This is a genomic window from Microbulbifer okhotskensis (assembly GCF_023895975.1).
GTDB lineage: Bacteria > Pseudomonadota > Gammaproteobacteria > Pseudomonadales > Cellvibrionaceae > Microbulbifer > Microbulbifer okhotskensis.
In genome coordinates this window covers 32,360-56,797 of sequence record NZ_JALBWM010000006.1, presented here as the reverse complement: position 1 = coordinate 56,797, position 24,438 = coordinate 32,360, and the positions used below count along the sequence as shown (strand labels likewise).

The following is a 24,438-nucleotide window of genomic DNA, read 5'->3' as shown; positions in this document are numbered from 1 at the left end:
GAGAGAGTATCCGTGATAGCCCAAAGGCCCTCATAATTTAAAATTCGGAGCGGATTGCCCATAAGTCAGGGAACACGGCTTTAAATAGAGTCCCATGGAGATAGCCCACACCACTGGAACCTCCGGTACCCATTTTACTACCGATTGTACGCTCGACCATTTTCACATGCCGATAGCGCCACTGCTGCAAAGAAGTGTCAATGTCTACTAACGCCTCGCAGATCTCACTTACTAGGGGGTCATTGCGGTAGACATCGATCAATATCTTCTGCACTGCTGGGGATGGCTCAGGTACCTGGCTAAAATCTCTCTCCAATTCGCCCTGCGGTACTTTGTGCCCCTCGTGTGTCAAAAATGTTAAGAAAGCGTCCCACAAAGTCGGAGACTCAAGACGCTTCAGAAGACGTTGGTAGTGCGTTGAGCCCGGAGTATAATTTTCTAATTTCTTTGGGTCTTTAGCTCCATAGAGAAATTCCAATTCACGAAACTGGTATGACTGGAAGCCGCTGGCAGTGGAGAGACGATCCCGAAAAGACATAAACTCCAGTGGAGTTAAGGTTTCCAGAATATCTACCTGTTGTATCAATGTACGATAGATAGCATCCACTCGCTTAAGCGTATGCAAAGCGCGATTGCGTTCACCTGCATTGAATAGGCGCACCAAAAAGTCCAGTTCATGCAGCATTTGTTTAAACCACAGCTCATAGCTCTGGTGGATGGTAATAAATAAAAGTTCGTCGTGCTCGGGGCCATCGGAAAGGGGCTTCTGGCACTGTAAAAGCTCGTCTACTTTAAGGTAAGAACTATAAGTTATTGTCATAGTCAGCTGCTTCCTGAGCGTGTTTTGACCAGTTGCAAAATAATGCGCTTTTTAGCCGGTGTGGATCAAAACAAAAATTTTGGCAAAGTGATTTATATTGGACTCATTATAAAGCCTGGAGCTCTTTGAATGGAAAACCCTGCACAAAATCTGCGTGTTGACAGCGCCCGCCTCTGGAATAGCCTGATGGAGATAGCTGAAATAGGTGCGACACCGGCAGGCGGGTGTAACCGTCAGGCCCTAACCGATGAAGACCGCGAGGGGCGAGATCTTTTTGTGCGCTGGTGCCGGGATATCGGTTGCGAGATTCGCGTGGACCGGATGGGGAATATTTTTGCACGCCGGCCAGGTGCGGATAATAGTTCACCTGCAGTGATTACCGGCTCTCATTTAGATACCCAGCCTACCGGCGGTAAGTTTGATGGTGTCTATGGCGTTCTTGCGGGGCTGGAAGTTTTGCGAACCCTGGAGGACAACGGGATTCGAACTAAAGCGCCGCTGGAGTTAGTGGTCTGGACCAACGAAGAGGGCGCACGTTTTTCTCCTGCGATGGTTGGCTCAGGTGTCTGGGCCGGGGAGTTCAGTTTGGAGTATGGTCACAGTCGTGCGGACAAGTCCGGCATTACGATTGGCGAAGAATTGGAGCGGATTGGTTACCTCGGCACTGAGCCGGTTTTGCCAAGGGCTATTAAAGCGTCCTTTGAGGCTCATATTGAGCAGGGCCCCATTCTAGAAAAACAAGAACAGGTCATAGGTGTTGTTACCGGGGTGCAGGGTATTCGTTGGTATGACGTTATATTTCACGGAATGCCTTGTCATGCGGGGCCGACGCCGATGGAAGATCGCCGAGATCCGGTGCAGGCACTATCCATGCTTTGCGAGCGATTGTATCGCGAGGTGAGGGCTTACTCTGAAGATGCCCGTATCACTTGCGGCGACTTGAGAGCGGCACCAGGGAGCCGTAATACTGTTCCGGAAGAGGTCGTATTGGCGCTCGATTTACGCCACCCCATACCCGAGGGGTTAAACCATCTACACGGGTCTCTTTATCGATTGGCCGAACAGGTGCAGGAGGAGACAGGTACTCGGGTTGAGGTGCGTGAGGAATGGTATTCACCTCCTGTCGCTTTTGATGAAAATTGCATCGATGCGGTTAGTCGTGCGGTACAAACTCTGGGCTACAGTAATCGCCGCATGGTATCGGGTGCGGGACATGATTCGGTTTATGTCTCCCGTGTTGCTCCCGTTTCAATGATATTTGTGCCTTGCGAAGGGGGCTTGTCTCACAATGAAGCGGAGTCAGCAGAGCCAGGCCACTTAGAAGCAGGCTGTAATGTGCTGTTACATGCAATGTTGAAAGCCGCTGAACTGGCATAAAGAAGCTGCATGGCAGATTTAATGACGGCGCTACTCATGTTTTGAGATAGGGCCGCTAACTGACAACAAGTTGGAACAAAGGCGAATGGGTGAATTTACTTTGAAGTACCGTCAGGATAATGGCGGTACTGCCCCCCTTAACAATTGGGGAATGGACTCTGAATATGGCGTTTTGCATGATGTCCTAATCGGGCCTGTGGATAACTTTAGCTGGCGTACGGGAAATGCCAGCGCGCGACGTGCTGAACGTCTTGGTATGCAGTTTGATCACAAAGTGGCCGAAGCCCAGCATGTGGAAATGCTCGATGCCTATAGGCAGGCTGGAGTGAATACGCACCTGATTCCTGCGGACAGCAGTCTGCCGTATCAGATATATGGTCGTGATTCCTCGGTGATGACTCCTTGGGGGCCAATAGTGACACAGATGTTCAGCCCGTGGCGCCGAGGGGAGTGGGCGCCGATTGTGAAAAAGTATGCAGAGCTAAATATCCCCATTTACGATGTAATCACCGCTGGGTCACTTGAAGGCGGAGACTTTATGGTGCTTGAACCCGGTGTGATTCTCTGCGGATATTCCGGCGAGCGCACCAGTCCGCTAGGGTTTGCGCAAATGAAAAGCTGGGTAGAAAAAGAGGGCTGGGAGGTTAGAGGCTATCAGTTCGATCCGTTCTTCCTGCATATTGATGTGATGGTGGCAATGCTTGCAGAGAAACTGGCTGCGATTTGTATCGATGCTGTTGAGCCGGAGCTGGTACAGTGGTTTAAGAGCCGCAATATAGAAATCATTGATATCCCTTTCCCGCAAGTATTGGAGTTGGGTGTGAATGTCGTTGCCCTGGGTAATGATCGCGTAATGCTGCCCAAGGCCAATACGGGGCTCGCTGAAAAATGCCGTGCCCATGGTTTGGAGGTCATTGACCCTGATATCTCTATGATTACTCCTGGAGGAGGCGGCGTACATTGCATGTGTCAACCTTTACGCCGGGATTCTGCACAGAAAACTTGATTCTGGTCGTTTACGGCATGGGCTGGCCCGGCTATCGCTGGCCGGGTTATTCCCGTCAACGAAAGTGGTTGATTAGGAACTCGCGCCCCTGAGAGCAACGGTTAATATGGATCGTCTGAAAAGGTGGCTTGCAGTTGATAAGAAAAGCTATTTTTTGCTGAGGCCTCATATTGCGGTCACTCAGAGTGCCCGATCTACTTCTTACTCCGGAGAACATTATGCAAAGCGCATGCGCGGAAATTCAGGTTCAGGTCAAAGACCGCATCCTTGAAATGACTATTAACCGACCTGAGCGTAAAAATGCCCTGACGATGGTTATGTACAAAACCATGGCAGATCTGCTCAATAGTGCGGCGACCAATACGGATATCCGGGTTGCGATTATTTCTGGAGCAGAAGGTATTTTCACCAGTGGTAATGACCTGAACGATTTTCTGGGAGGTTCCACAGAGGGAGAGGAGTCCCCAGTTTTCCAGTTTATGAGTGCCCTTTACCATTTCCCCAAACCGGTGGTTGCGGCTGTGAATGGCCCGGCGGTAGGTATCGGTACAACTATGTTGTTGCACTGTGACTTGTCTTTTGCTGGTGAAGATAGCATGTTCCAAATGCCATTTGTGGATCTGGGGCTGTGCCCTGAATATGGCTCCAGTTACTTACTCCCCCGTATTGCTGGCCATGCTAAGGCCTCCGAACTGCTATTGCTGAGTAAGCGCTTTGGAGCACGGGAAGCTGTTGAAATTGGAATCTGTAATGCAGCGGTGGCACCAGCGGAAGCTATAGTACGTGCCCGTGAGGCTGCCGCTGAACTTGCTAAAAAGGCGCCGGCAGCGGTACGCCTGACCAAGCAATTATTGCGCACAGGCACCGAGGAGAGGGGGTTGGAGTTTATCCAGGATGAAGGCCGTCACTTTAAAGAGCGCCTTGCATCTGAGGAGTTTAAGGAAGCTGCCACGGCCTTTATGGAGAAGCGGCCAGCAGATTTTTCCAAGTTCGACTGAATTGAAAAAGGCCGCAAGATGCGGCCTTTTTACTCTTTATCCATATTTAATTAGTCGGATTATGCCTTGGGTTTCGTGACAGGTAATTGACCGCCCTGTCCGGGTGATCGGTGAAGAGAGCGTCTATACGCAACCGGTATACGGCAAAGTGCAGGAAGTCTTCAAAGCTTGCAAACTCTTCAGGCACTTTACCGGTGTCAGCGCGGAAAGTGTATGGGTGGACCTGTAGCTGTCTGCTATGTGCGCGGCGAACGACACCATTAGCGCTCGGCTTGCCATTTTTCGTGTCAATCAGCATTGGGTACCAGGGACCAATTCCTTCTGCGTAAGTGGCAATTTTACTCAGTCCGCCCTGCTGTAACATCCAGTCGTAGTCATAGCTTTCGATATTTCCGTTGACTGTAATCAGCTTTTCCCCCCAATCTGTGGCTGCAACCAGCTGCACTAAGGGTAAGTCCATACCTAGGGATGGCATCAGTTCAAATTTAATACGCTGGAGCTCTTCTGCATCAAAGCACTGAAGGAAAATTTTTTGGTCAATATCGGAGTAGCTATATTTCTTTAGTGTTTGCAGCGCCAATACGGCGATATCCCTACCCTCCCAGTGATGGAAATAGGGTTTTTTAATTTCCGGATAGATACCAATGTCGTAGCCCAGCGAACGATTAAGCCCTTGAATTAGCTCGAGCTCTTCCTCGAAAGTGGAGAGTTTAAAGCTGGATTTCCATAGTGGGAATCTCCCGGGGTATTTTGCCTGGTGACCATCTTCCCCGTTTATAAAAGGCTCAGAAACCCGAAGTTGTTTGAGTTCGGTAAGGCTAAAGTCGATAGTGTAAAAGTGGCCGTCATCTCGTGCACGTTGTGGAAAAACTTCGGCAACATTGGTTACGTTGTCGAGGTGAATGTCGTGCATGACAATCAGGTGGTTGTCTTTACTGAGTACCAAGTCCTGTTCTATATAATCCGGGCGCATGCCGTAGGCCAGCGCCTTGGATTCCAGCGTATGTTCTGGCAGGTAAGCGGAGGCGCCGCGATGAGCAACCACCAATGGGTGCTTCTTGCGAGGTTGAATACTGTCAGCACAAGTGAGCGTTGAGGCTATCGAACAGCCGATTAACACAAATGATAAAAGTTTTTTAAACATGTGAAAGTAACCCTTAATTGACTGTGCGGCACTTTCTAGCAAAAGATTGTGACAGAGAGATATCAATAAGGTTAGCAATTGTACGCTCCGAGTATTCCAACTATTTTCACACGTTAAATAAGTCCAAATTGGAATTTAGCCAGTTATTAATAAGACATGGGTAGCCTGATCAATAACTTGAGAGGGTGTTATTTAGGCTATCGCGAAGTCTGGACCAGATTGTCATCCATTTAACGAATAATACAAATTTGGCATTTTTCATTACTTAATAGATTTTGGTTATTGATCTGAGGGCGGAATAGACCTATGGCGGGCCAGAAGCCCGCAAATTTCAGTAAGGGAGCAGGGTGTTTGAGAAGTCTAAACTGTAGCCTCGTGAGGCCATAAGTAATCTGCGTAGATTTCACGGAGATCTTTCTTACTCACTTTACCCGTCGCAGTGTGAGGAAGCTTTTTTGCTGTCACGCAGTCGTCGGGAATCCACCAGTTGGCAAAATGGCCTTTAAAGGCTGCCAGGATTTCAGAGGATTTTATTTTTTTGCCCTCAGCGGGAATAACGATAAGTAGAGGGCGTTCGGCCCACTTTTCATGAGCCACACCAATGACCGCGGCCTCCGCGACATCTCCGAGTGTCATGGCAAAATTTTCCAGTTCAATGGAAGAAATCCACTCGCCGCCTGACTTGATCACATCTTTGGTGCGGTCAGTGATCGTTAGGTAGCCGTCGGCATCGATAGTGGCAACATCCCCGGTATCAAACCAGCCGTCTGTGGTAAGGGCTGACTTATCAGAGCGATAATAACGCTCGCACACCCAGGGGCCGCGCACCTGTAAGGCGCCAAAGGCCAGGCCATCTTGGGCGAGGGTGTTGCCTTCTGGATCTACAATACGCATTTCAACGCCAAACCCGGAGCGGCCTTGCTTTAGTCTGAGGGCTTGGGCTGCTTCGTTTGGTAGGTTTTTAGGTACCCGGGCATTATAAGTCCCCAGGGGGCTCATTTCTGTCATACCCCAAGCGTGGTGAGTGTAAACACCATGTTTTTGTTCAAATTCCGCCATAATGCTCCAGGGGCAAGCTGAGCCGCCAACGACAACACGGTTGAGACTTGGCAAGGTATCCTGGTTATCTCGGAGATGTTTGAGCAGGGAGAGCCAAACTGTTGGAACACCGGCGGCAATAGTAACGCTTTCCTTCTGTATCAAACTGCTCAGGGTCTCACCACAGCCCATCTTTGGGCCAGGCAAAACAAGCTTTGCGCCCACCGCGGGCGCAGCAAAAGGTATAGACCAAGCATTGACATGAAACATTGGTACGACGGGCAATATGGCCTCATCCCTACTGATTGCGAAGACATCAGGCATCAGTACTCCATAAGTGTGGAGCATCAGTGAACGGTGCGAATAAAGCACGCCTTTCGGGTCACCTGTTGTACCGGATGTATAGCAGAGCGCCGCTGCGCACTCTTCATCTAGTTCGGGCCAGGAAAACTCGATGGATTCGCTTTCGATTAGCGCTTCATAGCAATAAACATTCGCCAGGTTAGTAGCAGGCATATGAGCCTTATCTGTCAACACAATGATGCCTTTAACAGAGTCGAGTTGTTCTGCCATTCTCTCGACCAAGGGCATAAATACGGGGTCAATAAATAACCATCGATCTTCCGCGTGTTTTACTATATAAGTGATTTGTTCTGGGAAGAGGCGTGGGTTGATCGTATGACAAACAAGGCCACTACAGGAGGTGGCATAATAAAGTTCAAAGTGTCGGTGATCATTCCAGGCTAGGGTACCAATTCGATCTCCTTTATTGGCTCCAAGCTTTTTTAGCGTGTGTGCTAATTGGGAAACTCGTTTAAACGCTTGTTGATAGCTATAACGGAAGTGGGGGTTATCCTGAGTTACCGAGACAATTTCACTATCAGGTGAATTATTCAGGGCATGGTTCATGATACCTGTGAGGATGAGCTGAGATTGCATCATCAAGCCGTTCATCGTTTACTCCTTATTATTATCTTTTATTTTCAGGTAGGCGTGAGCCCTCCTGGAAATAAACTAGGAAGGCGGCAGTAAAAGGATAAAAATTGATTATTTTTAAACTACTGAATGATTTTTATCCATTCCCCTGGCTTGGGTTCGCCGCGGGGGTAGTAACCGTTTAAAAGGCGTAACTGCTCCTCTGCATATTCGCCGATTTCCATGTGCTTTGCCAAGGAGGCAAAAGAAGTTTTTTCATTCGCCTGGACGTAGCGCAAGCGTTTAATATCAGTTTCAACAGTGTCAGACGGCCGTAGTGGACGGAAGCTACGAATACTAGTCAGGAATAAGTCATCATATTGATCAACAACTTCCTCTGAAGAGCTGTCACTACGAATGATTTTTCCTTCGAGCATAAACTGACGGCTACCGTAAAAAATTACTGCAATTCTGTCAGGATCTGCGTCCTCCTTCTCTAAGTTGGGTATTTTCCCCGTGTGCCCTTCTAGTCGGTACTGATTGAGCTTTTCATCTTGCTCCAGTTTACGTATATCATATTCAGATCGCAGGGCCATATCAGCGGGTTGATTACCTTCGCGATTAGAAATTGTAATAGTGATCTTTGCACTTTTATCTGGAGCGGAACCTACAATGGCTGAACGTTGGTTTTCAACGAGCCATCCCTCAGGAAATAATAGGGAAAAACCCAGTCGTTTATGGTTGTAGCGGTTTTTATTGGACTGTTGTGTATTTTGTCCATAGACGAGGCCGTCGGTTTTTTTGCGGTAATAAGTTACTTTGGTTTCCTTGCCCTCTTCTGGTAATTGGCCTGCGGCATCAACAACTTCCTGCAGACGGAGATCGTTTCTGGGGTGTGATGAGAAAACACCGTGGTAAGTTTGCGGCTTCTTACCTTCAACTCGGGCGCGGCGCCGGGCAAAAGTTTCCTGATCTTTGAGTAATCCTATAACATTGATCATGGCTTGAGGGTCATAGCCAGCTTTGAACATATATTGGGCGCCAAAGCGGTCAGCCTCCAACTCCATCTCCCGCCCGTAGCCTTTTACGGCTGCAGTGCTATACAGGTTTGCTACATCGCCAACTACACCACTGCCTGTCACCAATACGGAAAGTACAGACACAACACTGGCTCCCGTAGCAGCTGTTTTTTGACGGACGGCATGTCGCGCGGTGATATGGCCAATTTCGTGGGCGAGAACGCCCGCCATTTCTGCTTCAGAATGTAGGTAAGTAAGTAAACCCCTGTTGATGTAGACGTATCCTCCGGGCAGTGCAAATGCATTGATATCCTGACTGTCAATAATAGTAAAGTGGTACTTGAGAGCAGGTCGGTCACTGGCAGCAGCGACCTTTTGTCCAACGTGATTGACATAGGTGGTGAGTACCGGGTCGGTATAGATTGGAGTACTCTCTATAATCTTTTCATGCATTTCCTTGCCAATTGAAATTTCTTTGCTCTCAGACATTAATACCAGGTCAGGTTTATTGGTTGCGGGGTTGAATGCGCACCCGGCAAAGAGCACTACAATCGAGCAGGTAATAATCCGATTGATATATGTCACCATCGCTGGCCTCCAGCTGATTAATTATTTATGAATTGGGTGCTCCCGACGGCACCAAAAATTGTTGAAGTTGCAGCGCCATGCCTTTGCAAGCATTATTTTGTACTCTGGCAATAAGCGGAATAGGGATGACGATTGCAGGCATATAGGAAGTTCCCTTGGCATCAGCGCTGAGTTTTCCTGAGAGTTCTCTGTCCCTGAAGTCCCAAACGGCTGCTTCATAGTCTGATTCTTTGTCCCAGGTTCCAAAACCAAAGCATCCGGCACCGCCAGTGCTGATTGTGCAGCTAATAGAGCCTGCACTGGCCGTAGTTTCGGTTGATCCATCGATCCAAACGATATATTTGACTCCGTAGGCCTCCATGCGCTCACGAACATTTTTGTTTTCCATTAGACGGTCGAGTGAGCGGACATGCATGGGTGCGGTTCTGGGTTCAAACCAGGGGTACATTATGTCGACGAACTCTTTTTCCGGGATGATATTTACACCTTGTTCCGGATTGTGTAGTTCCCTGCCGACACAAGCGATTAAATCTGGCTCAGTTTCATACTCGCTGGAATGACGACGGCCGAGGATGACGACGGAGTCGCCCTCGGTGAGTTCGCCATCACTACGCCGATACTCATCAATAACAACAGTGGTACAGCCGCTGACAAAGATAATAATTGTAACAATAAGGGGCTTGAACACGATAAACTCCTCCTATTCAGCCTTTTTAGCTTTCACTTTAAATTCCCGCAAAGAAAGTGATCTGCGTTTTCCAGAAAGGAAAGCCTGCAATTCTGGAATTTTTTCAAAACCGGTATAGAGATTTGCGCCGGCGTCACGAAGAGCGATATTGATAGCTTGTGCGAGCGCCTGTTCCTGGGATTTTAGAAATGCGGTCGGGGTCTTCCCGTAAGCGGTTATAACCCAATTGGCAACTTGCTCTCCATTGGGATCGAAAGCTGTCATATTATATTTGATCCAAACTTCGAAAATATTGACCCGGGTTTCACGTGGCATAGTAAATTGCAGTTCACGTACCTCGGGGATTATTACTATTTCGATATTTTCCGGAAGATCCTGCGGGTATTTGGATAGCGACACGGCATCAGTAAACATTGAGCCAAGAACAGTTTCAAAAAGATTTCTCTGTGCCTGCCCGGTGCTGATACTCCATTCTTCACGATCTTCGCTATCTTCTTTGTAGGTAAAGCTTTTGAAGTCCTCACTGAGATAGAATCCTACGGTGAGCGGTAATTGGTCCCCTATCGGTGCTGGATAGTTTCCATCTACCTGGATAGTATGGCTGCAGGCGCTCAGAATAAGCCCTAATACAATTAAGTTGACGATACTTTTAGCAAGAGTCATCCTATACCTCATATATTCCTCCTTTAATCAATTAACTAGCGGAAGTCATTTAACCCCACGAAGGTACCGCCATTTCGATAGGTGAGTTCGCGCATCAGGGCAGCAAAGCGAAGCCCCGTTGTTTGTAAATGTGGAGGTCGTGAGAATTGGACGGGGAATCCCACTGCGTGGATTCTAATATTTCTCTTTGACTCTCCGCGCTTGGCATTTACTCGTTCAACTGCCAGCATGACATTGCGGATTGACTTGCCCGTGAATTCATCGCCGAGTACATAAATACTAATTTTTTTATCGGGGTCATAGAAACTACGAACGGCTTTTTGAATTCCCTCTACCGGACTTGAATTACTGAATGGATTCCAAGATTTAAGACGTTTTAGTATCGCCTGGCGGCGTCCCGGAGTATCGGGAATCCATTTGTTACGATAATTGAAGAACATATAATCCCCCATATCGTTCATAACCTGGATACCTTTGACATTGGGGTATAAGTCGAGGGTATTGACCATTTCGGCCATCATACGGTCCCAGCCGTAATTAAACATACTGCCCGAAGTGTCAATTATGAAGAGAATGTATTCACTGTCTACGGGAATACCGCCAATCACATTGTTCTTTCGCTGGTAGTTTTCGCCCAATAACCGACGCATTTCATCTGTGATCGATTGCAGTGCGATAGTCAGTTCGCCTTTGAGTTTCCCCTCTTCACTTTGCCCTTCGGTCTTGCTGGCAAATTCAGCTTGCAGTGCCTCCAACTCGCCGCGAAGGTTGGCTATCCGTTTGTGTTCAATATCTATTTGTTCCCGTTTGGCATTGAGATCGCGGTTTAATACTGTTGTTTCACCTCGAATCTCGGCAAGCTGCTGTTCAAGCTCCAGAACCTGACCTGAAAGGTCAACTTCGGCTTCTTCCAGAACAATAGGTTCTGCAGTCTTCGCAATCATCAGTAATAAGACAATGGCGCCAAACCCACAGCAGATGACATCCAAAAAGGAAATACTGAATTCCTCTTGGCGCCGTTTCTTTCGTGCTCCCGTCATGGCCAGTCCCTCGATGGTGCAAGGAAAGAGCCTTTCGTTTGCATGGCAAGTTTCCAGAATTCACTGGCCGCGAATGGGTCGCCTTCCATAGGTGCGAGAATTATATTCACCGGAACATTTTTAGGGAGAACCCGCATTGCACGCTTAAATAATGCACGCCGATCCCGGCCGGAAATGGTCGGACGCCTCGGTGGTTTCATCCCCTGGGTGGGTAACCCATCAGTGATGAGAATGATATTATCGGGCAGTGGTGTCATAGTATGAATAGCGTTAAAAACTCTTTCTAAACTGGTGCCATTTTCCGGCACTATCTCATTCAGCCCCTTGATTGCCTGGTCCAATTGATCGCGGTCATCTACATTGAGCCAACGATCTTCGGTACCGGAAATAGCGGCACGAAAAGAAGTATTGAAAGTATAGATCTGGTATTGGCTCTCCTGAGGAAACTGCGCGGTAAGCCAGGAGACCGTATTGAGCGCTCGACGCCATTTTTCAGTTTTGCGCTTTACCTGCGAGGACATATTCCGTGCGCGTATAATCTTGATCAGCTCGTCGCCAAGCATGGAGGCAGATGAGTCCAGTAATATCAGGATTCTATTTCCGCCAAGACGCAGACCGGTTAGATATTGACGGTCTCCATCACCTACATATTTTCGTACGTTGTTACCCAGTTTCTTATTCTCTTCCTCCAGATTTTTTTTGGCCTGCTCTAATTTTTTAAGTTTGTCCTGGAGTCTTTTGATGTCTTCCTCTTCGTCAATACTATCTATTTCAGCAATATTGCCTTTCGTCTCTTCAATTTGTTCGAGGATGCGGCGTGCAAGTCCCTGGGCTTCAACCAGATCATTGCTGACAATATCGAGGGTATTGTGTGCTTGGACCAAATGTTCCTGGCCAAATTCAACATCTTCCTGTAACAGGTTAACTTCAGCACTAAGGTCCTCCGTCTCCACTTCAATCTGGTGGTCAGAGCCGTGTTTGATAATAAGGAATATTAGGGCCACAGCGCCAAAGCCACAGGACATGATGTCGAGGAATGACAGGCTGAAAGTAGAAAAACGACGTTGTCTACGTCCCATATCTCTCCACACTGATTGCAGTGACTATATCCTGAAAATCTGCAACTCCAATTGTATCGCCGGCATTCAGGTTGACCGGCGAGGCGATTTCCTTGCCGTTGAGGGTGAGCTCGACTCCAGCATCCACTCGCAGAGCGAGTCTGCCTGCATGGTTAGTGATGGTAGCTGCCGGGTGGTCTGGCGGGCTTGGCGTTATTTGGAACTTCTCGTTGTGCCAGAAAACGAAAAGCGGTTCCTGCGCTGCCAGGGCTTTGTGGCCGAAAAGCAGATGTGTAGCTGCGGTGTCAGAAGAGCTCTCAACATGTATTTTTACTTCACTGGGGGGCAGTGCGCTGACCGAGTTGATTAATCTGAGTGCATTGGCATCGCTCCGCAATTCATTCCAGCGTCGGTTGATAGCATGTGCAATTGAATCTCTGGGGAGCAAGTGCATTCTCTGTGCCAGCTGAATACCCCCGGGGATATCTGCCCAGCGATGGGAGATAAAACTCACGCTATTTCTCTCCTCAAGGTTTTCGATCATTGCACGAATACGGGAGAGAAGCGGGGCGGTGGCATCCTGCAGTTGTCGCAGACTTATTTTAGCGGTGCGGTCATCGAGTTCTGCCAGCACTTCGCCTTGACGCATGGCCTGATTGATCCATTGGGGCATTAGATCGTAGAGCTGTTGCTCTGCCTCAGCCGAGTGCAGTGGATCGAATCGGCACTGCATGATAAATGCATCAGTAAAGACACGGGCCCAAGACTCTTGGAAGTTGTGCAAACCAGCATCGGCCACAGTCTCCACGGCTTTTACAGTTGCTTGTTTGTCCACCGCAACCTTTGTTACCAAGGTTTGATGAAGCTGTAAATCGATGTGTAGCTGGAGGCCGGCAGGGGCCAAATTACCCAGACAGGCTGTTGCCGTATCAACAATTCCCACGATATTAATTTCACTAACCTTTATAACCCCCAAAAGCAGTGCTAACTGTTCATGAGTGAAATTTCCAGGGACGGCTAAAACTATTTCTTCAGGCAGATCGCAATGCTCTGATATTTCTTGCAGGTGACAGTAAGCCAGGTCTGCATGGTGACGACAGTGCTGATTTTCAGACTTCAGTGATTCGAGACTGAGGCGTCGCCAAAACTGATTATTTACCTGAGTGGGGTGACTGCGAGCACGCATTTGTGCGGATGTGCCGATATGGATTTTACTCGTCTCGATTACAGCAATTCCGGGGCTTTCCAGCACTTCATTGGTGTTGGAAAAAACTCGCAGTCCACAGTCATTTATTTCCAGGACACCTTGTCCCATGGGAATTCCTCGCACGACTAACTATTAAAGAGGTTGGGTCTGCTAGCTAATTTTTAAAAAGCGCAGCAGGCGGTTATCACAATAATTCTGAGTATCCAAAACCAGTCGTTCTTGCATAAGCTGCAGCTGATGTGTAAAAAACATAATAACGATGCTGATAACTAAGGCGATAAAGGTGGAGTTGAAGGCGACACCCAGGCTCACGGTAACCCCAGCAATATCTCCTTCGACAGCACGGTGGGCCTGCGACAATGCTTCACCGATACCGCGTACAGTGCCGATAAAGCCAATAGAAGGAATTGCCCAAGTGATATAGCGGACCATTGCCAATTCAGTGTCGAGCCTGTCTCCCTCAGTTTCACAAACTTCTTTAACTGAGTTAGACACCGCAGCGACATTTTTAGTGGAGCCGAAACGCTGGAGTGCTGTCAGTAGGGCTCGGGGTACAAGGTATCGTCGCTCTACTTCCGGTAGCGCTTGAATGGGCCGCGACAGGTCCCGGGTATCCTCGGGTAGAATTGGCGTTCCTTCACTGATATTGAGTAATGCTGTGTCCAGTAACTTGCGCTCGCGCATACTTCTTTGGGCTTTTAACCCCATGATTGCCATCGCCCATAACATTAATACAAAACAGGCTTCCTGCTCATAGTCGCGCATTACAATGTAAATTGAACGCTGTTGAATATAGGTTTCACCCGCCGCTTCCCGTGCAAGTTGCTCCTCAATCAGGGCGTCTGCATTGGGGCGTATTATTGCGACGTAAATGGCATGTACGAAAATAATTGACCCAAGTAGAGCAAATATTTGAAAGAAAAAATCCGATGATTTGAATTTCATAGTGGTACTCTCAAGCGGCTATTTCTATATATCCACAGGGAAGGAAACCGATAAGTCCTCAGAAATTTCCTCGGAGGCCTTATAGTTATCTGAACTACTTTTTCGTTTGCTTTTATTCACCTTAGCCTCATTGTTTGCTGCTGTAGATGAGGTTTTTGAATTGTTTTCAGCCTGTTCTTTCTCTTGTGCCGATAGTGGGCTGACTACGAAAAGGAAAATAATAGCTAACATACTTTTCATGGGGTTGTCCTAATTAATCCAACGAGCCAGCCTGAAACCGATATCATTTCTGGCCGTTTCTCCATAATCTCGGTAGGACAGACGCAGCTCAGTCAGACCTGAATGGCGCCAACTGGAGCCCCGAATTACGTGGTAATCACCGTCCTGAGGTCCCACAGGATTTTCTTCCATTCGGGATGATAGACCGGTACCGATTGTGTAGAGATCATGAATCCACTCAGACACATTTCCCCCGAGATCGTAGATACCAAATTCATTGGCGCTATAGCTGGCAACAGGCGAAGTCGCTGCATAGCGATCACTGTAGGTGCGAAGAACGACGGGGACTAGTTTTGTGGCTGTCGTGTCGGCGTAATTTCCGGAGTCACTTTTAATTGGTAAATCATTGCCCCAGGGGAATTTACGCATAGTGCCTCGGTCATAGCGGGCAACCCAGGCCCACTCTGCTTCTGTGGGCAATCTGTAGCCATTGGCGGCGGCGTCAAAACCTACAATGCGACCGGCTTCAGTCAGATAAACCGGTGTTAACCCATCTCTATCACTGAGCCAATTACAGAAGTGGACTGCTTCTGTCCAGTTGATATTTACAACGGGGAGATTGTCATTATCCAGGCTTATACCATTGACATGGCTGGAGGTGTGCAGGCGTTTGTATTGACGGTACTCCCTGTTAGTAACCTCAGTTGTCCCGATGTAGAAAGGGCGGTTCAGGGAAACCTGGCGCATGACTTCGTTGGCGCGTCGCCCCTGCTCCCGACGGGAGGAACCCATAGTGAATACGGCATTCGGACGCATTAACTTCAAGGTGCCACCTGCTGCGTGGCGAAACGTCGAGGGCACTTGTCGCCAGCGAGCCTGTTCGGAGGTCAGCAGTACCGCCCTTACGGTTTGCTCCAGCTTTGTACTGGGTATCACGCGGGTATCAAATTCTTGATAGCCTTCTTTGCGTACAACAATAGTGTGGCTGCGTGCGGGTAAATTAAAGGTTTGTCCGCTGATACCAGCATATTGCCCATCAATATAGACCTTGGCATCTGGTGGCACACTACTGACGTGAACTTTACCGTGGACAACATTGAGGTTTATGTTCAGATCGCGCTCGGTGCCGGCACTGAGATCGATGGTGTGTTCAATAGAGGCGTAGCCATCTTTAAAAAAACGCAAACGGTGTATTTGGCCAGAGCTGAGTTCCAGCTCTAGCGGTGTGTGACCGCGAAACTCCCCATCTACGGTAACCCCGGCTCCCTCGGGGATGGTAACAACTCGGAGTAAGCCATCTGCTGGACCAAGGCTGACGGTTGCCAGCGTTTGATCGACACCTGCGGTGACAGCCACAGGAATATCGACGCCCTTATGCTCTGGGAGAGATACAGAAACCTTTCGGTCTCCCTGAACCAATTCCGTTGTCAGAGGTGTTTTACCAAGTATTTTTCCCTCGACTGTGACCGTCGCTCCAGAAGGATTACTACTGATAGAGATGTTGGCCCAACCGGGGCGGAGATTTGCTTCTAGACGATGGGTATTGTCGAGTCCTTCAATATTGATTTCCCGCGTGAATGGTAAATATCGCTCCGAGAGGATGGTCACCCGCATTGGTCCGGCAGTAATACCTTCCACCAAGCCATTGTTGTTGGGTGTTTCGCTACCATTTATCAGGATTTTTACCGGTACCTGCGGAGTAGTCTCTACCAATAGGTGGCCAGGCAGTTTTTCAAGGGAGACGGAGTGGCGGCTATGTCCTTGGCTTTTTACTTCAACTTCGCCATTCTGTGGCAGATAGCCTTCAGCACTAATGCTAAAACGATAGGTACCCGGTAGAACCAGGTGACCATCGCCAAGTGGGATCGAAAAGCCACTGATCTTTATCCGTGCATCAATGGGATTCGTATCAAAAATTAGGGAGCGCGCCATAATCAGGTAGGTCAGCGCGAAAATAGAGATTAATAGACAGGCTGTGACAATCAAAGCCTGTTTAGAAAGAAACAAACGAGCTCGTGCAGACTTCACCTGTACAGGTGTAAATCCAACCGGTTTAATCAGGTTGTGCTCCTGAGCGGCTGGTTTTTCATCATGGACAGGGACGGCTTCCTTCACTGTCATTTATGTTTCCCTATTGCTGTTACTTATAGATTTATCGCAATGGCAATGGCAATGGCATTTCATCTTCAGTAGCGTGAAGCGAAAGCACCAAAAATGGGGTACACAATTTCCTATGTGCAGCAAGCTTAGCTTGCTGGCGTAATCTGCATGGAAATTTATCGGTCGTTTGTCACAGGACACTTCGTTTCGCTGTGTTCAACACGGTGTCTATTTTAACGCCGGGCTATTACGAAAATCTTATTCTTAGATTGGGTACTGCTACCAGGGTTCTCTTGTTTAGCTATTATTGACGCCGTTTATTTTTTCAGCACAGCGAATGACTACTTCTGGTATGGATGTTCCCGGTTTAACAATAAATTCCTGTCGTACATCCCGATAACCTTGTCGTGTTCCGACGGCTATGTAGCGGCCAGGTTTAAGTGCAATCTCTCTCTGATCGAAATTGCCCAGCTTTCCTACGTGATAAATTGTGACACTGGTGCTACGGTCTGATTTGAACCTCACCGGAAGTGGAATCAAAGCCTGTGTTAGGGCACCTTCAAGTTTTTCAATTTGTTGCTGAAGCCTGGGGGTTTCTTCGCTTAGCTTACGCGCGTCAGTTAATACCTTGCGAGCAAAGTGGTTTCTTTTGCCCTCGCTAAGGGTGAGGGGATCTTGCAGTAGGTCCTGTAATTGGTCATCTAATTTTGCTCTGGCAGTTGCGCGGGCCTTCCCTGTAACTGCGGCTACTAGGCTAGCATCTTTTTTAACCAAATTGGTGTAGCTTTCCAGCGCTTTGTGCCAGTCCTCTTCTGTCTCCTGGAAACGGGCCTGTTGAAGTAATTTGTCTATTTTTATTCTATCCGCCCCATTTTTTGCCTGTATTAGCCCAATGCGGGGTGCTTTGGCTATAGGTTTTAATTTTTGCGCTTTATGAAAATAGACTTTCGCTGTTTCAAATTTCTGTTCGGCAATCGCGCTATAGCCAGATGACATTGCGCTTTGGTAATCCCTCTCAGTGATTGCCTCTTCTACTTTTGCTAATAAGTTATGAGCGATAAAAGTTTCTGGATCTATAGAAATAGATTTTTTAAGCTGTTCACGGGATTGATTCAGAGCTCCCGCAATAAATTTTTGCGATCCTTGGGTAAAATGCCACCAGGATAGAGGTAGTTTTTCGGCACGATCTTTACCCTTTAAACCTCTGGGATGGTTTGTTGAAATAGTTAGTACCAACCTGAAAGCATCACTGGCTGAGTCCATTTCTCCATGGTTTAGCGCTCGATTTCCTTCGCTAATATGTTGTTCCAGTCGCTCGGGAATACTTTCCTTGATGTATTCCAATGCTTGCAATGACTCTTTATATTTTTCTAGCGCCGCCATAAAATTTCGTTTCCGGTAAACCTCATCAGCCTCCAGTGCCAAGTCTTCTGCTTTATAGAATTCTTCAAATGCCCATTTTTCAACTTGACGCTCTTTGAGATCCTCGTTCAGGGCAAGAATTCCCAATAGAATTTTTTGTACCTCTCTGCGTTGCTGCATTATTTCTGCATCAGAGTAGGGGGATGCCTGGACTTTTTCCTCTGGCGGCTGGGAGTCTGCATCGGATACGACTGCTTGGTAGGTAGCCCTTTTGGGCGATTCTACCATTTTGGGAAGCACCCAAAATACGCCGACCAATGCACTAAGCATGATCACACCAAGTAAGGCTGGCCAATATGGCTTGTTTTCACTTTGATAAAAACTGCCTGGTGTCGTTGTGTTTTTTCGCTGAGAGGATTCCTCACCGCCGAATGTAAATTCAGCAGGTTCTATAGGGACTATATCTTCCTTGGAGTTATCGCGGTGCTGCATAGTGATTCCGCCGTGTTATTCGTTGACCCAGTGAAGATTTTGGGTGTTCTAAAAACACTAACCGGGCTGATTAGTGAATATTTGTCAATAAATACCTCTGATATAGCTAAATACTATTGCTCGAAGCGCCAGTTTCGGACTCATAGATTTCTTTTAAAATCTCGCGCCATTGTCGATATTGGTTTTCTACAGTACCAGTGAGCGTGATAGTGCGATCTTCGAGCTCGACAATCTGTGGCTCCACTTCAGCCTCTATGGAGTCACCGAGTTCCTGCAGTGCTTCGAGGTGCATCTTGGCATCAGAACGTCGATCGAATGCACTTTTGATCAAGTAGCCACCACCGCCAATGCCAACTTGCCCCGCAGCTCGTGCGCTTCCTGCCCCTGCCCCCGCAGCTGCAATACCACCGATAATCGCTGCAGCACCCATAATGGTATGGTTGCGCGCTTTACGCTTAAGCTCACGCATTTCCCGCACCTCCTCATAGCTCCGTGCGCGCCACTCCTGATAGGGCACTTCCATACTTTTGGCAAAAGTACCGTAATATTCTTGTAACGTATCGACAAATAAATAATCTCGTTCTCGAATTTTCCTGACCCTTTTCAGCATGGGGTCATTTTGAGCGGGTAGTGCGCTGAGGAAATATATTCCTTCTGTACTTTGTGCCAAATAGCGATTAAAGGCTTCTGGGGAAAAATTGCGGGCAAAACGCATCTCAGAGATAGTGCGAAGTTCAGATATCTGTTGATTGGAGAGTTTCTGGCGATAACTCAGCATATCGTTGGCAATGCGGTTATAGATTCCCTGGAAAGCATCTCCCTCAGTAGGGTGCTTGCGATCATAGGCGTAATGGGAAGCGTTTTCTGAATACTCTTTGGTAAACCACAGCTGCCCTCTTGAATCGAATACGGTTATCTCTACTGTTAGTTTTTCTCCATCGGATTGAAGGATTCGCCCAGAAACGGTGATGTCAATATTAGTCCTTTCTGAAGGAATAACACGCACGGCTCCCCAGCCCAGACTGGATTGCAGTGAGTCTGCAAGGGTCACTGCCATATACCGGGACTCGGCCTGGCGTAATTCTGGGAAAACCAGTTCATCTTCGTCGACTTTTTCTGTGTCCAGACCAGGATTGAACTGGACGACGCCCACATCCAGCAATCGTTCTTCGGGAATATTCTTATCTTCCAGGCTCAATGGCGTAAAAGCGGTTGTTCTGACTTCTGTAGTGGTGCACCCACTTACAATAGTAAGTGTCAGTAAACACAAAATGACCCTTGCTGTGATTGTACTTTTAAAGAAGCTGGTGCTTTGTTGAATTGGCATACGGGTATCCTCGAAGATTACTGCGTCGCGCTTTTATATTTGCGATATTCTTCCCAGAGTTTTTCCCGAAGCTCGGGATCGGTTTCCAGAGTAGCGGCCTCTCGGATTTGTCGAGCGACCACATCGTCGTCGGTACCACTGGGTATATCGGCAGGTATAACCGCTTGAGAACTGCTGTGATCAAAATCGCCCTTGCGCCCTGAGCCGGGTAGGCCTGGACCAGTAATTTGACCACTGGAGTTGTTGGTCTTAGGCCCTTTACCCGTTGTCGGGCCTGCGCTTGGTGGTACAGGAATCTCAGCCTCTGCAGATTGAATCAAATCTTCCAGTGACGCTCCCGCAGGGGGGGCTTCATCCATAGCTTCTTCTTCACTGTCGGCTGAGGCTGATCCAGGCTTATTTCTCACAAAATCCCGTTCTCGTAGGATCATGCCGTCGTAGCTGACCATGGTGGATTCGAACTGGCCTTCCAGTTCTGCAACACGTTCTGCCGAGGACGCGGGTGATTCGTTGGGTGCACTACCTGATCGAGGAGAGCCTCCGCCGGGTTGACCTTCAGAGGTGCTGTTGGCGGGTGCACTACTCTGAGAGGTGCCGCTATTGCTGGAAGATGCGCTGTTGGCTGCTGAGCTGGAAGAAGAGGATTGCTCTTCTTCAGAGAAATCAATGTCCTCTGGAGGGCTTCCCTCTTCTCCTGAGGATGGATCAGACGGCATATCTTCATTCCGACTTGTTTGTTCTGGATCGGAATAGACTGGTGATGAGGGATCATTAGAGCCACTGGGATCTGGCATGCCGTCACCCGCTGACTCCTCACCCTGTGCCTCAGCGCCGCTATTACTGGCTGTACTATTACTACTGCTGGATTGGCTTTGCTCGGCTCTGGCGGTTGGATTATTGGCGCTGGGCTGACTTGAGGCGTTGCTGCTGGGTTGCCCGCTAGTGGAAGCACTGGATTGGCTTGAGCTCTGTGAGCTACTGCTTGATTGCGATTGCGATTGCGATTGCGATTGCGATGCAGGGCTCGATGATGAACTGGAAGATGGGGGTGATGGCATCGCAGGTGGCTGAGACTGGGTTTGTTGACTTTTACAGCCGCAGGTCAGAGATGTCACTAGAGCAATAGGGAGTAGCGCTTTCCACAAACAGCTGTGGCGGTGAATTATCTCTACCGCGTCGCGAGGTGTCATCTCTTTCTCTCCTAGACTATTTGCCGGTGAAGTCAGGCAATTGAGGCTGCTGTGATAACAAAATGATGCGCTGCCTATTCGGTGAATGCTCAATGTGGAACTTTAAAAATAGTTGTTATTTGACTATTTGCGTAGATTCCACATTAAGCTCAAGCCGGCACTGATAGATTCTTCAGTTGAAGATGAAGCGCTGCACAACTCCACGTGTTTCCACCGCCTCTCCATCCTCGAATCGTGGCCTGAATTTGGCGCGTTTTAGAATTTTCCTGACTCGAGAGCGAACTTTGACTTCACTGGATGGGTAGGACCTAAGTATCTTAATGTTTCTTGCCTTGCCGAAGGCTGTGACGTCATAGGAGACAGTAATATTCGAGTTTGCCAGGGCTTTACTGTCAGAATCCAAAATGGGCAGAGCAGGTAGGGCAACTGGTTTTCCAAAAATATCCTCAATTTCACCGTTTGAAGCACCGTTATCCCAGAGAGCCTGATAGGCTTCGCCATAGGTTTGTTTCGCAGAGTGCCACTTGTTGAACATCATGTACCAATCACCAAGTTCTACCTTGGCTTTTGCTGATGCCGCAGGCGGCGATTTTGGATTTCTCTGGTAGACGTCGACGATTCGTGTAATGGCCTTTTTCCCGGTGTTAAAGCTCTTCATCCTGTAGTGGTCCAGTTTGGTCCGCTGATGAGAGTTGGGGCCACTCCCGCCGAAGCTGGTGTTAATAATTACCGGGTTTTGTGATTCGCCTTTATAGGTGGCAAGGTAGTAGTTGGTGGCCTTCAACCCACGTAACGCATCTACGAGCCTAAGATCAGTTGAGCCAAAATTCTTGGTAATAATATCTACAGCAAGTGAGTAGAGGTTGGTCGCACTGATAAGGTGCTCAAACAGTGTGTCCCCTTTTTCCTCCACGTATGCCTGTAAGTGCCAACGGCTCAGGTTGTTGATAACGGGTAACATACGAGGATCCTTTTCCCCGTAATTTTTTTCGTAGAGCCAGTAGAGATACAGCTGGTTATCGTTGGCTTCTTCCCATTGGTTGAGCGCGATTTGACTCTCGATCAATCGCTTAATCATTGGAATTTGGCTCAGGGAATAGAGGCCTTCATTGACTCTGCTGATAAGCATGGCGCGGCGAAATTCGCTCACAGCTTGTTCATGGGCGCCAGATTTTTGCAGTGCTGTGGCCAGCCCCAGCAGTTGCTCATCAATACCTACGCCATAGGCTCCGTGTTGAGCCTCCAGCTCCTCTATACGTTCACGATAATTTTCCACCGCCTCCGAGGGTCTCAGCTGGCGTGGATTTTTTTTGAGGGGCTTGGAGGCAGCTTCAATGAAGGCCTTGGGAGGAGCAGTTGTTTGGACTGCCACAGGCGCGCCATTCTCGGCAAAGGCGCTATTACACAGCAGTGCTGTGGCTGTAAAGATCAAGCCGATAGCAAAGGAATTGCTGGTATCTATCTGTGTCACGATTGAACCACTTCCGTTTCATATTTGGCTTTACCCAAAACCGTCTGCAGTTGAAGCCAGAGCTTTCTCCTGCTGGTTTGAGGTTTCGTTTCCGCTCGCCCACTGCATCAGCGAATACGGCGGAAGTTCTCTCCTGAGTGTGGTTCTCTCGACTCTAAGGCTGCTCAAGAAGTACCCTTAAGCTCTCAGTGAAGACGTGACTGGATGCTTATGAGTGCATACCTGATCGCGTATTAGTCAGTATAGTTAGCACTATGTGCCTGCAGGGGAGTTGTGACGAGAACTTCAACCATCCGATGCTCATGGCGCCAACATGCCTGGTACCACCCTTTTGGTTTAGCAGCTCGGAGTGAAAAGTAGGGTGACTGGTCTGTAAGTAGATGCCAAAAATTTGTCGACTAGGTTTGATCCCGCGACGCTGCTAAGTCGGACAAGATTTTGTGGGGTTTACCAATTTGTCTGACAAGAGCCTTTCAAGGATGGTTGCTTGCAATGGGTAAAGGTTTTTATCCTAATAAATGGGCTGGATGTAGACACAGATGACTATTGCAAGACTCTTAAGGGTGGATCTATTTGGATTGATGCGTAACAGGCGCCATAATCAGCTGATTCGAATCCAGAGGAGAGTCCGGTGAGTATCTATATCGATCCAGAGATCGCGGTAAGCCTTCGAGGTTATGAAGTGCCAGAGAAGCTAGGCTTCGGTACTGCCATGGCTCCAGTGATGTTTCGCGCCGTCTGGCAGGATGGCTGCTGGAGCAACGGGGAACTGATCCCCTATGCCCCCCTGACCGTCGACCCGGCAGCAAAAGTGCTCCACTATGCTCAATCGTGCTTTGAGGGGATGAAGGCTTACCGCACTGAAGAGGGTGGGGCAGCACTATTTCGTCCAGAAATGAACGCTGCGCGAATGGCGTATTCTGCCCAGCGATTGTGTATGCCTTCGGTTCCTGAATCCCTATTCCTTGATGGCGTCCGGGTTGTCACTGCCCACTGTACTAATTTAGTCCCCAGCAATAGTGGCGAGTCCCTCTACCTCAGGCCATTCCTGATGGGAACACAACCCGATTTAACGGTTTCAGCCAGCAACTCATACGAGTTCTATGTGATAGCCAGTCCCTCAGAGGCCTATCATTCTGGCAATATGCGTTTATGGATCGAGCGGGAAGATGCTCGAGCTGCCGTAGGAGGGACTGGAGATGCAAAAGTGGGGGGCAACTATGCGAGCTCGCTTCTTAGTATCGGTCGTCTCAGGGAGCGGGGCTATGACCAATCCCTATGGTTGAACCCGGCAAATCGGCAAAATATTGATGAACTGTCTGGCATGAACTTCTTTGCCGTAATCGATGGCAGTCTATACACCCCTGCCTTGAACGGCTCCATTCTTGAAGGGATTACCCGTCACTCCTTGATTCAACTTGCCAAGGGACTCGGTTACACCGTGGTTGAACGAGCTGTCCCGATAGATGAATTACTGGAGCAGATCGCCTCAGGGGAGTGCAGCGAAGCTTTTGCCTGTGGCACTGCGGCGATAATCAGTCCCATTAGTGTGATTGGCGACGGCGGCCAAGAATACTCGTTGCCGTATACACCTGGCCCTGTAGCGGAACACTTACGACAAGCCTTGCTAGATATTCAGGAGGGGCGGTCTGAGGACACATATGACTGGATGAAGGCCGTTGAACCTGTAAATAGTTGAATGGATTCCAGAAACTATTTTTAGCCGGGCGGCCACCTGCGGCGGCCTGGTTCTCCTCTTAAATTCCCCTAC

Annotated in this window: 20 protein-coding genes; 4 read left to right on the top strand and 16 right to left on the bottom strand. The window is 48.5% G+C overall.

All coding sequences use genetic code 11. From position 1 onward, the window contains the following. Positions 1-37: 37 nt before the first annotated feature. Positions 38-820: a tryptophan 2,3-dioxygenase gene (locus MO867_RS02660; protein ID WP_252464400.1), complete on the bottom strand. Its 783-nt coding sequence runs from the start codon at positions 818-820 to the stop codon at positions 38-40. Positions 821-949: 129 nt separating this feature from the next. Here MO867_RS02660 and MO867_RS02655 point away from each other — a divergent pair, with 129 nt between their 5' ends. From MO867_RS02655 to MO867_RS02645, 3 genes are all read left to right on the top strand, one after another. Beyond that, entirely contained in the window at positions 950-2,197 is a 1,248-nt protein-coding gene (locus MO867_RS02655; protein WP_252464399.1) for a Zn-dependent hydrolase, read from the top strand. Positions 2,198-2,282: 85 nt separating this feature from the next. Further along, a complete protein-coding gene (locus tag MO867_RS02650) occupies positions 2,283-3,203 on the top strand; it encodes a dimethylarginine dimethylaminohydrolase family protein (RefSeq protein WP_252464398.1) in 921 nt (306 codons plus the stop codon). Positions 3,204-3,421: 218 nt separating this feature from the next. Continuing rightward, positions 3,422-4,201 (top strand): enoyl-CoA hydratase, encoded by a 780-nt coding sequence (locus MO867_RS02645; protein WP_252464397.1) that lies wholly within the window; start codon positions 3,422-3,424, stop codon positions 4,199-4,201. Between the two features lie 46 nt (positions 4,202-4,247). Here MO867_RS02645 and glpQ read toward each other — a convergent pair whose 3' ends face one another. From glpQ to MO867_RS02570, 15 genes are all read right to left on the bottom strand, one after another. Then, entirely contained in the window at positions 4,248-5,345 is a 1,098-nt protein-coding gene (gene glpQ / locus MO867_RS02640; RefSeq protein WP_252464396.1) for a glycerophosphodiester phosphodiesterase, read from the bottom strand. 360 nt (positions 5,346-5,705) lie between these two features. After that, on the bottom strand, positions 5,706-7,337 hold the full coding sequence (locus tag MO867_RS02635; RefSeq protein ID WP_252464395.1) for a long-chain fatty acid--CoA ligase: 1,632 nt from the start codon (positions 7,335-7,337) through the stop codon (positions 5,706-5,708). 104 nt (positions 7,338-7,441) lie between these two features. Further along, positions 7,442-8,905 carry a M48 family metalloprotease gene (locus MO867_RS02630; RefSeq protein ID WP_252464394.1) on the bottom strand — a complete coding sequence of 488 codons (1,464 nt, stop codon included), beginning with the start codon at positions 8,903-8,905 and terminating at the stop codon, positions 7,442-7,444. Between the two features lie 25 nt (positions 8,906-8,930). After that, positions 8,931-9,593 carry a hypothetical protein gene (locus MO867_RS02625; protein WP_252464393.1) on the bottom strand — a complete coding sequence of 221 codons (663 nt, stop codon included), beginning with the start codon at positions 9,591-9,593 and terminating at the stop codon, positions 8,931-8,933. 12 nt (positions 9,594-9,605) lie between these two features. Then, on the bottom strand, positions 9,606-10,256 hold the full coding sequence (locus tag MO867_RS02620; RefSeq protein WP_252464392.1) for a hypothetical protein: 651 nt from the start codon (positions 10,254-10,256) through the stop codon (positions 9,606-9,608). Between the two features lie 35 nt (positions 10,257-10,291). Beyond that, positions 10,292-11,296, bottom strand: a complete 1,005-nt coding sequence (locus MO867_RS02615; RefSeq protein WP_252464391.1) for a VWA domain-containing protein — start codon at positions 11,294-11,296, stop codon at positions 10,292-10,294. After that, positions 11,293-12,375, bottom strand: a complete 1,083-nt coding sequence (locus tag MO867_RS02610) for a VWA domain-containing protein (RefSeq protein ID WP_252464390.1) — start codon at positions 12,373-12,375, stop codon at positions 11,293-11,295. The genes MO867_RS02615 and MO867_RS02610 overlap by 4 nt, the downstream gene beginning before the upstream one ends. Further along, on the bottom strand, positions 12,365-13,669 hold the full coding sequence (locus MO867_RS02605) for a hypothetical protein (protein ID WP_252464389.1): 1,305 nt from the start codon (positions 13,667-13,669) through the stop codon (positions 12,365-12,367). The genes MO867_RS02610 and MO867_RS02605 overlap by 11 nt, the downstream gene beginning before the upstream one ends. A 42-nt stretch (positions 13,670-13,711) precedes the next feature. Then, positions 13,712-14,506: a MotA/TolQ/ExbB proton channel family protein gene (locus tag MO867_RS02600; protein ID WP_252464388.1), complete on the bottom strand. Its 795-nt coding sequence runs from the start codon at positions 14,504-14,506 to the stop codon at positions 13,712-13,714. A gap of 24 nt (positions 14,507-14,530) precedes the next feature. Next, the gene (locus tag MO867_RS02595; protein WP_252464387.1) at positions 14,531-14,746 is read right to left on the bottom strand and encodes a hypothetical protein; all 216 of its coding nucleotides are present in this window, start codon (positions 14,744-14,746) and stop codon (positions 14,531-14,533) included. A gap of 9 nt (positions 14,747-14,755) precedes the next feature. Beyond that, positions 14,756-16,846 (bottom strand): PEGA domain-containing protein, encoded by a 2,091-nt coding sequence (locus MO867_RS02590; RefSeq protein ID WP_252464386.1) that lies wholly within the window; start codon positions 16,844-16,846, stop codon positions 14,756-14,758. A gap of 276 nt (positions 16,847-17,122) precedes the next feature. Beyond that, a complete protein-coding gene (locus MO867_RS02585; protein ID WP_252464385.1) occupies positions 17,123-18,679 on the bottom strand; it encodes a tetratricopeptide repeat protein in 1,557 nt (518 codons plus the stop codon). A 106-nt stretch (positions 18,680-18,785) separates the two neighbouring features. Beyond that, on the bottom strand, positions 18,786-20,006 hold the full coding sequence (locus MO867_RS02580) for a hypothetical protein (protein WP_252464384.1): 1,221 nt from the start codon (positions 20,004-20,006) through the stop codon (positions 18,786-18,788). A gap of 17 nt (positions 20,007-20,023) precedes the next feature. Beyond that, positions 20,024-21,196 (bottom strand): hypothetical protein, encoded by a 1,173-nt coding sequence (locus MO867_RS02575; protein ID WP_252464383.1) that lies wholly within the window; start codon positions 21,194-21,196, stop codon positions 20,024-20,026. A 172-nt stretch (positions 21,197-21,368) separates the two neighbouring features. Further along, positions 21,369-22,667 (bottom strand): tetratricopeptide repeat protein, encoded by a 1,299-nt coding sequence (locus MO867_RS02570; RefSeq protein ID WP_252464382.1) that lies wholly within the window; start codon positions 22,665-22,667, stop codon positions 21,369-21,371. 631 nt (positions 22,668-23,298) lie between these two features. On the opposite strand from MO867_RS02570, the gene MO867_RS02565 reads away from it, so the two are divergent. Beyond that, complete coding sequence (locus MO867_RS02565; protein ID WP_252464381.1) at positions 23,299-24,366, top strand: branched-chain amino acid aminotransferase; 1,068 nt, start codon at positions 23,299-23,301, stop codon at positions 24,364-24,366. Positions 24,367-24,438: the final 72 nt, after the last annotated feature.

Excerpts from the sequence above, each read along its gene's own strand:
- MO867_RS02590 (WP_252464386.1), bottom strand. The coding sequence starts at position 16,846 with ATGACAGTGAAGGAAGCCGTCCCTGTCCATGATGAAAAACCAGCCGCT.
- MO867_RS02660 (WP_252464400.1), bottom strand. The coding sequence starts at position 820 with ATGACAATAACTTATAGTTCTTACCTTAAAGTAGACGAGCTTTTACAG.
- MO867_RS02580 (WP_252464384.1), bottom strand. The coding sequence starts at position 20,006 with ATGCCAATTCAACAAAGCACCAGCTTCTTTAAAAGTACAATCACAGCA.
- glpQ (WP_252464396.1), bottom strand. The coding sequence starts at position 5,345 with ATGTTTAAAAAACTTTTATCATTTGTGTTAATCGGCTGTTCGATAGCC.
- MO867_RS02595 (WP_252464387.1), bottom strand. The coding sequence starts at position 14,746 with ATGAAAAGTATGTTAGCTATTATTTTCCTTTTCGTAGTCAGCCCACTA.
- MO867_RS02645 (WP_252464397.1), top strand. The coding sequence starts at position 3,422 with ATGCAAAGCGCATGCGCGGAAATTCAGGTTCAGGTCAAAGACCGCATC.
- MO867_RS02615 (WP_252464391.1), bottom strand. The coding sequence starts at position 11,296 with ATGACGGGAGCACGAAAGAAACGGCGCCAAGAGGAATTCAGTATTTCC.
- MO867_RS02620 (WP_252464392.1), bottom strand. The coding sequence starts at position 10,256 with ATGACTCTTGCTAAAAGTATCGTCAACTTAATTGTATTAGGGCTTATT.
- MO867_RS02585 (WP_252464385.1), bottom strand. The coding sequence starts at position 18,679 with ATGCAGCACCGCGATAACTCCAAGGAAGATATAGTCCCTATAGAACCT.
- MO867_RS02575 (WP_252464383.1), bottom strand. The coding sequence starts at position 21,196 with ATGACACCTCGCGACGCGGTAGAGATAATTCACCGCCACAGCTGTTTG.
- MO867_RS02655 (WP_252464399.1), top strand. The coding sequence starts at position 950 with ATGGAAAACCCTGCACAAAATCTGCGTGTTGACAGCGCCCGCCTCTGG.
- MO867_RS02635 (WP_252464395.1), bottom strand. The coding sequence starts at position 7,337 with ATGAACGGCTTGATGATGCAATCTCAGCTCATCCTCACAGGTATCATG.
- MO867_RS02605 (WP_252464389.1), bottom strand. The coding sequence starts at position 13,669 with ATGGGACAAGGTGTCCTGGAAATAAATGACTGTGGACTGCGAGTTTTT.
- MO867_RS02610 (WP_252464390.1), bottom strand. The coding sequence starts at position 12,375 with ATGGGACGTAGACAACGTCGTTTTTCTACTTTCAGCCTGTCATTCCTC.
- MO867_RS02600 (WP_252464388.1), bottom strand. The coding sequence starts at position 14,506 with ATGAAATTCAAATCATCGGATTTTTTCTTTCAAATATTTGCTCTACTT.
- MO867_RS02630 (WP_252464394.1), bottom strand. The coding sequence starts at position 8,905 with ATGGTGACATATATCAATCGGATTATTACCTGCTCGATTGTAGTGCTC.
- MO867_RS02650 (WP_252464398.1), top strand. The coding sequence starts at position 2,283 with ATGGGTGAATTTACTTTGAAGTACCGTCAGGATAATGGCGGTACTGCC.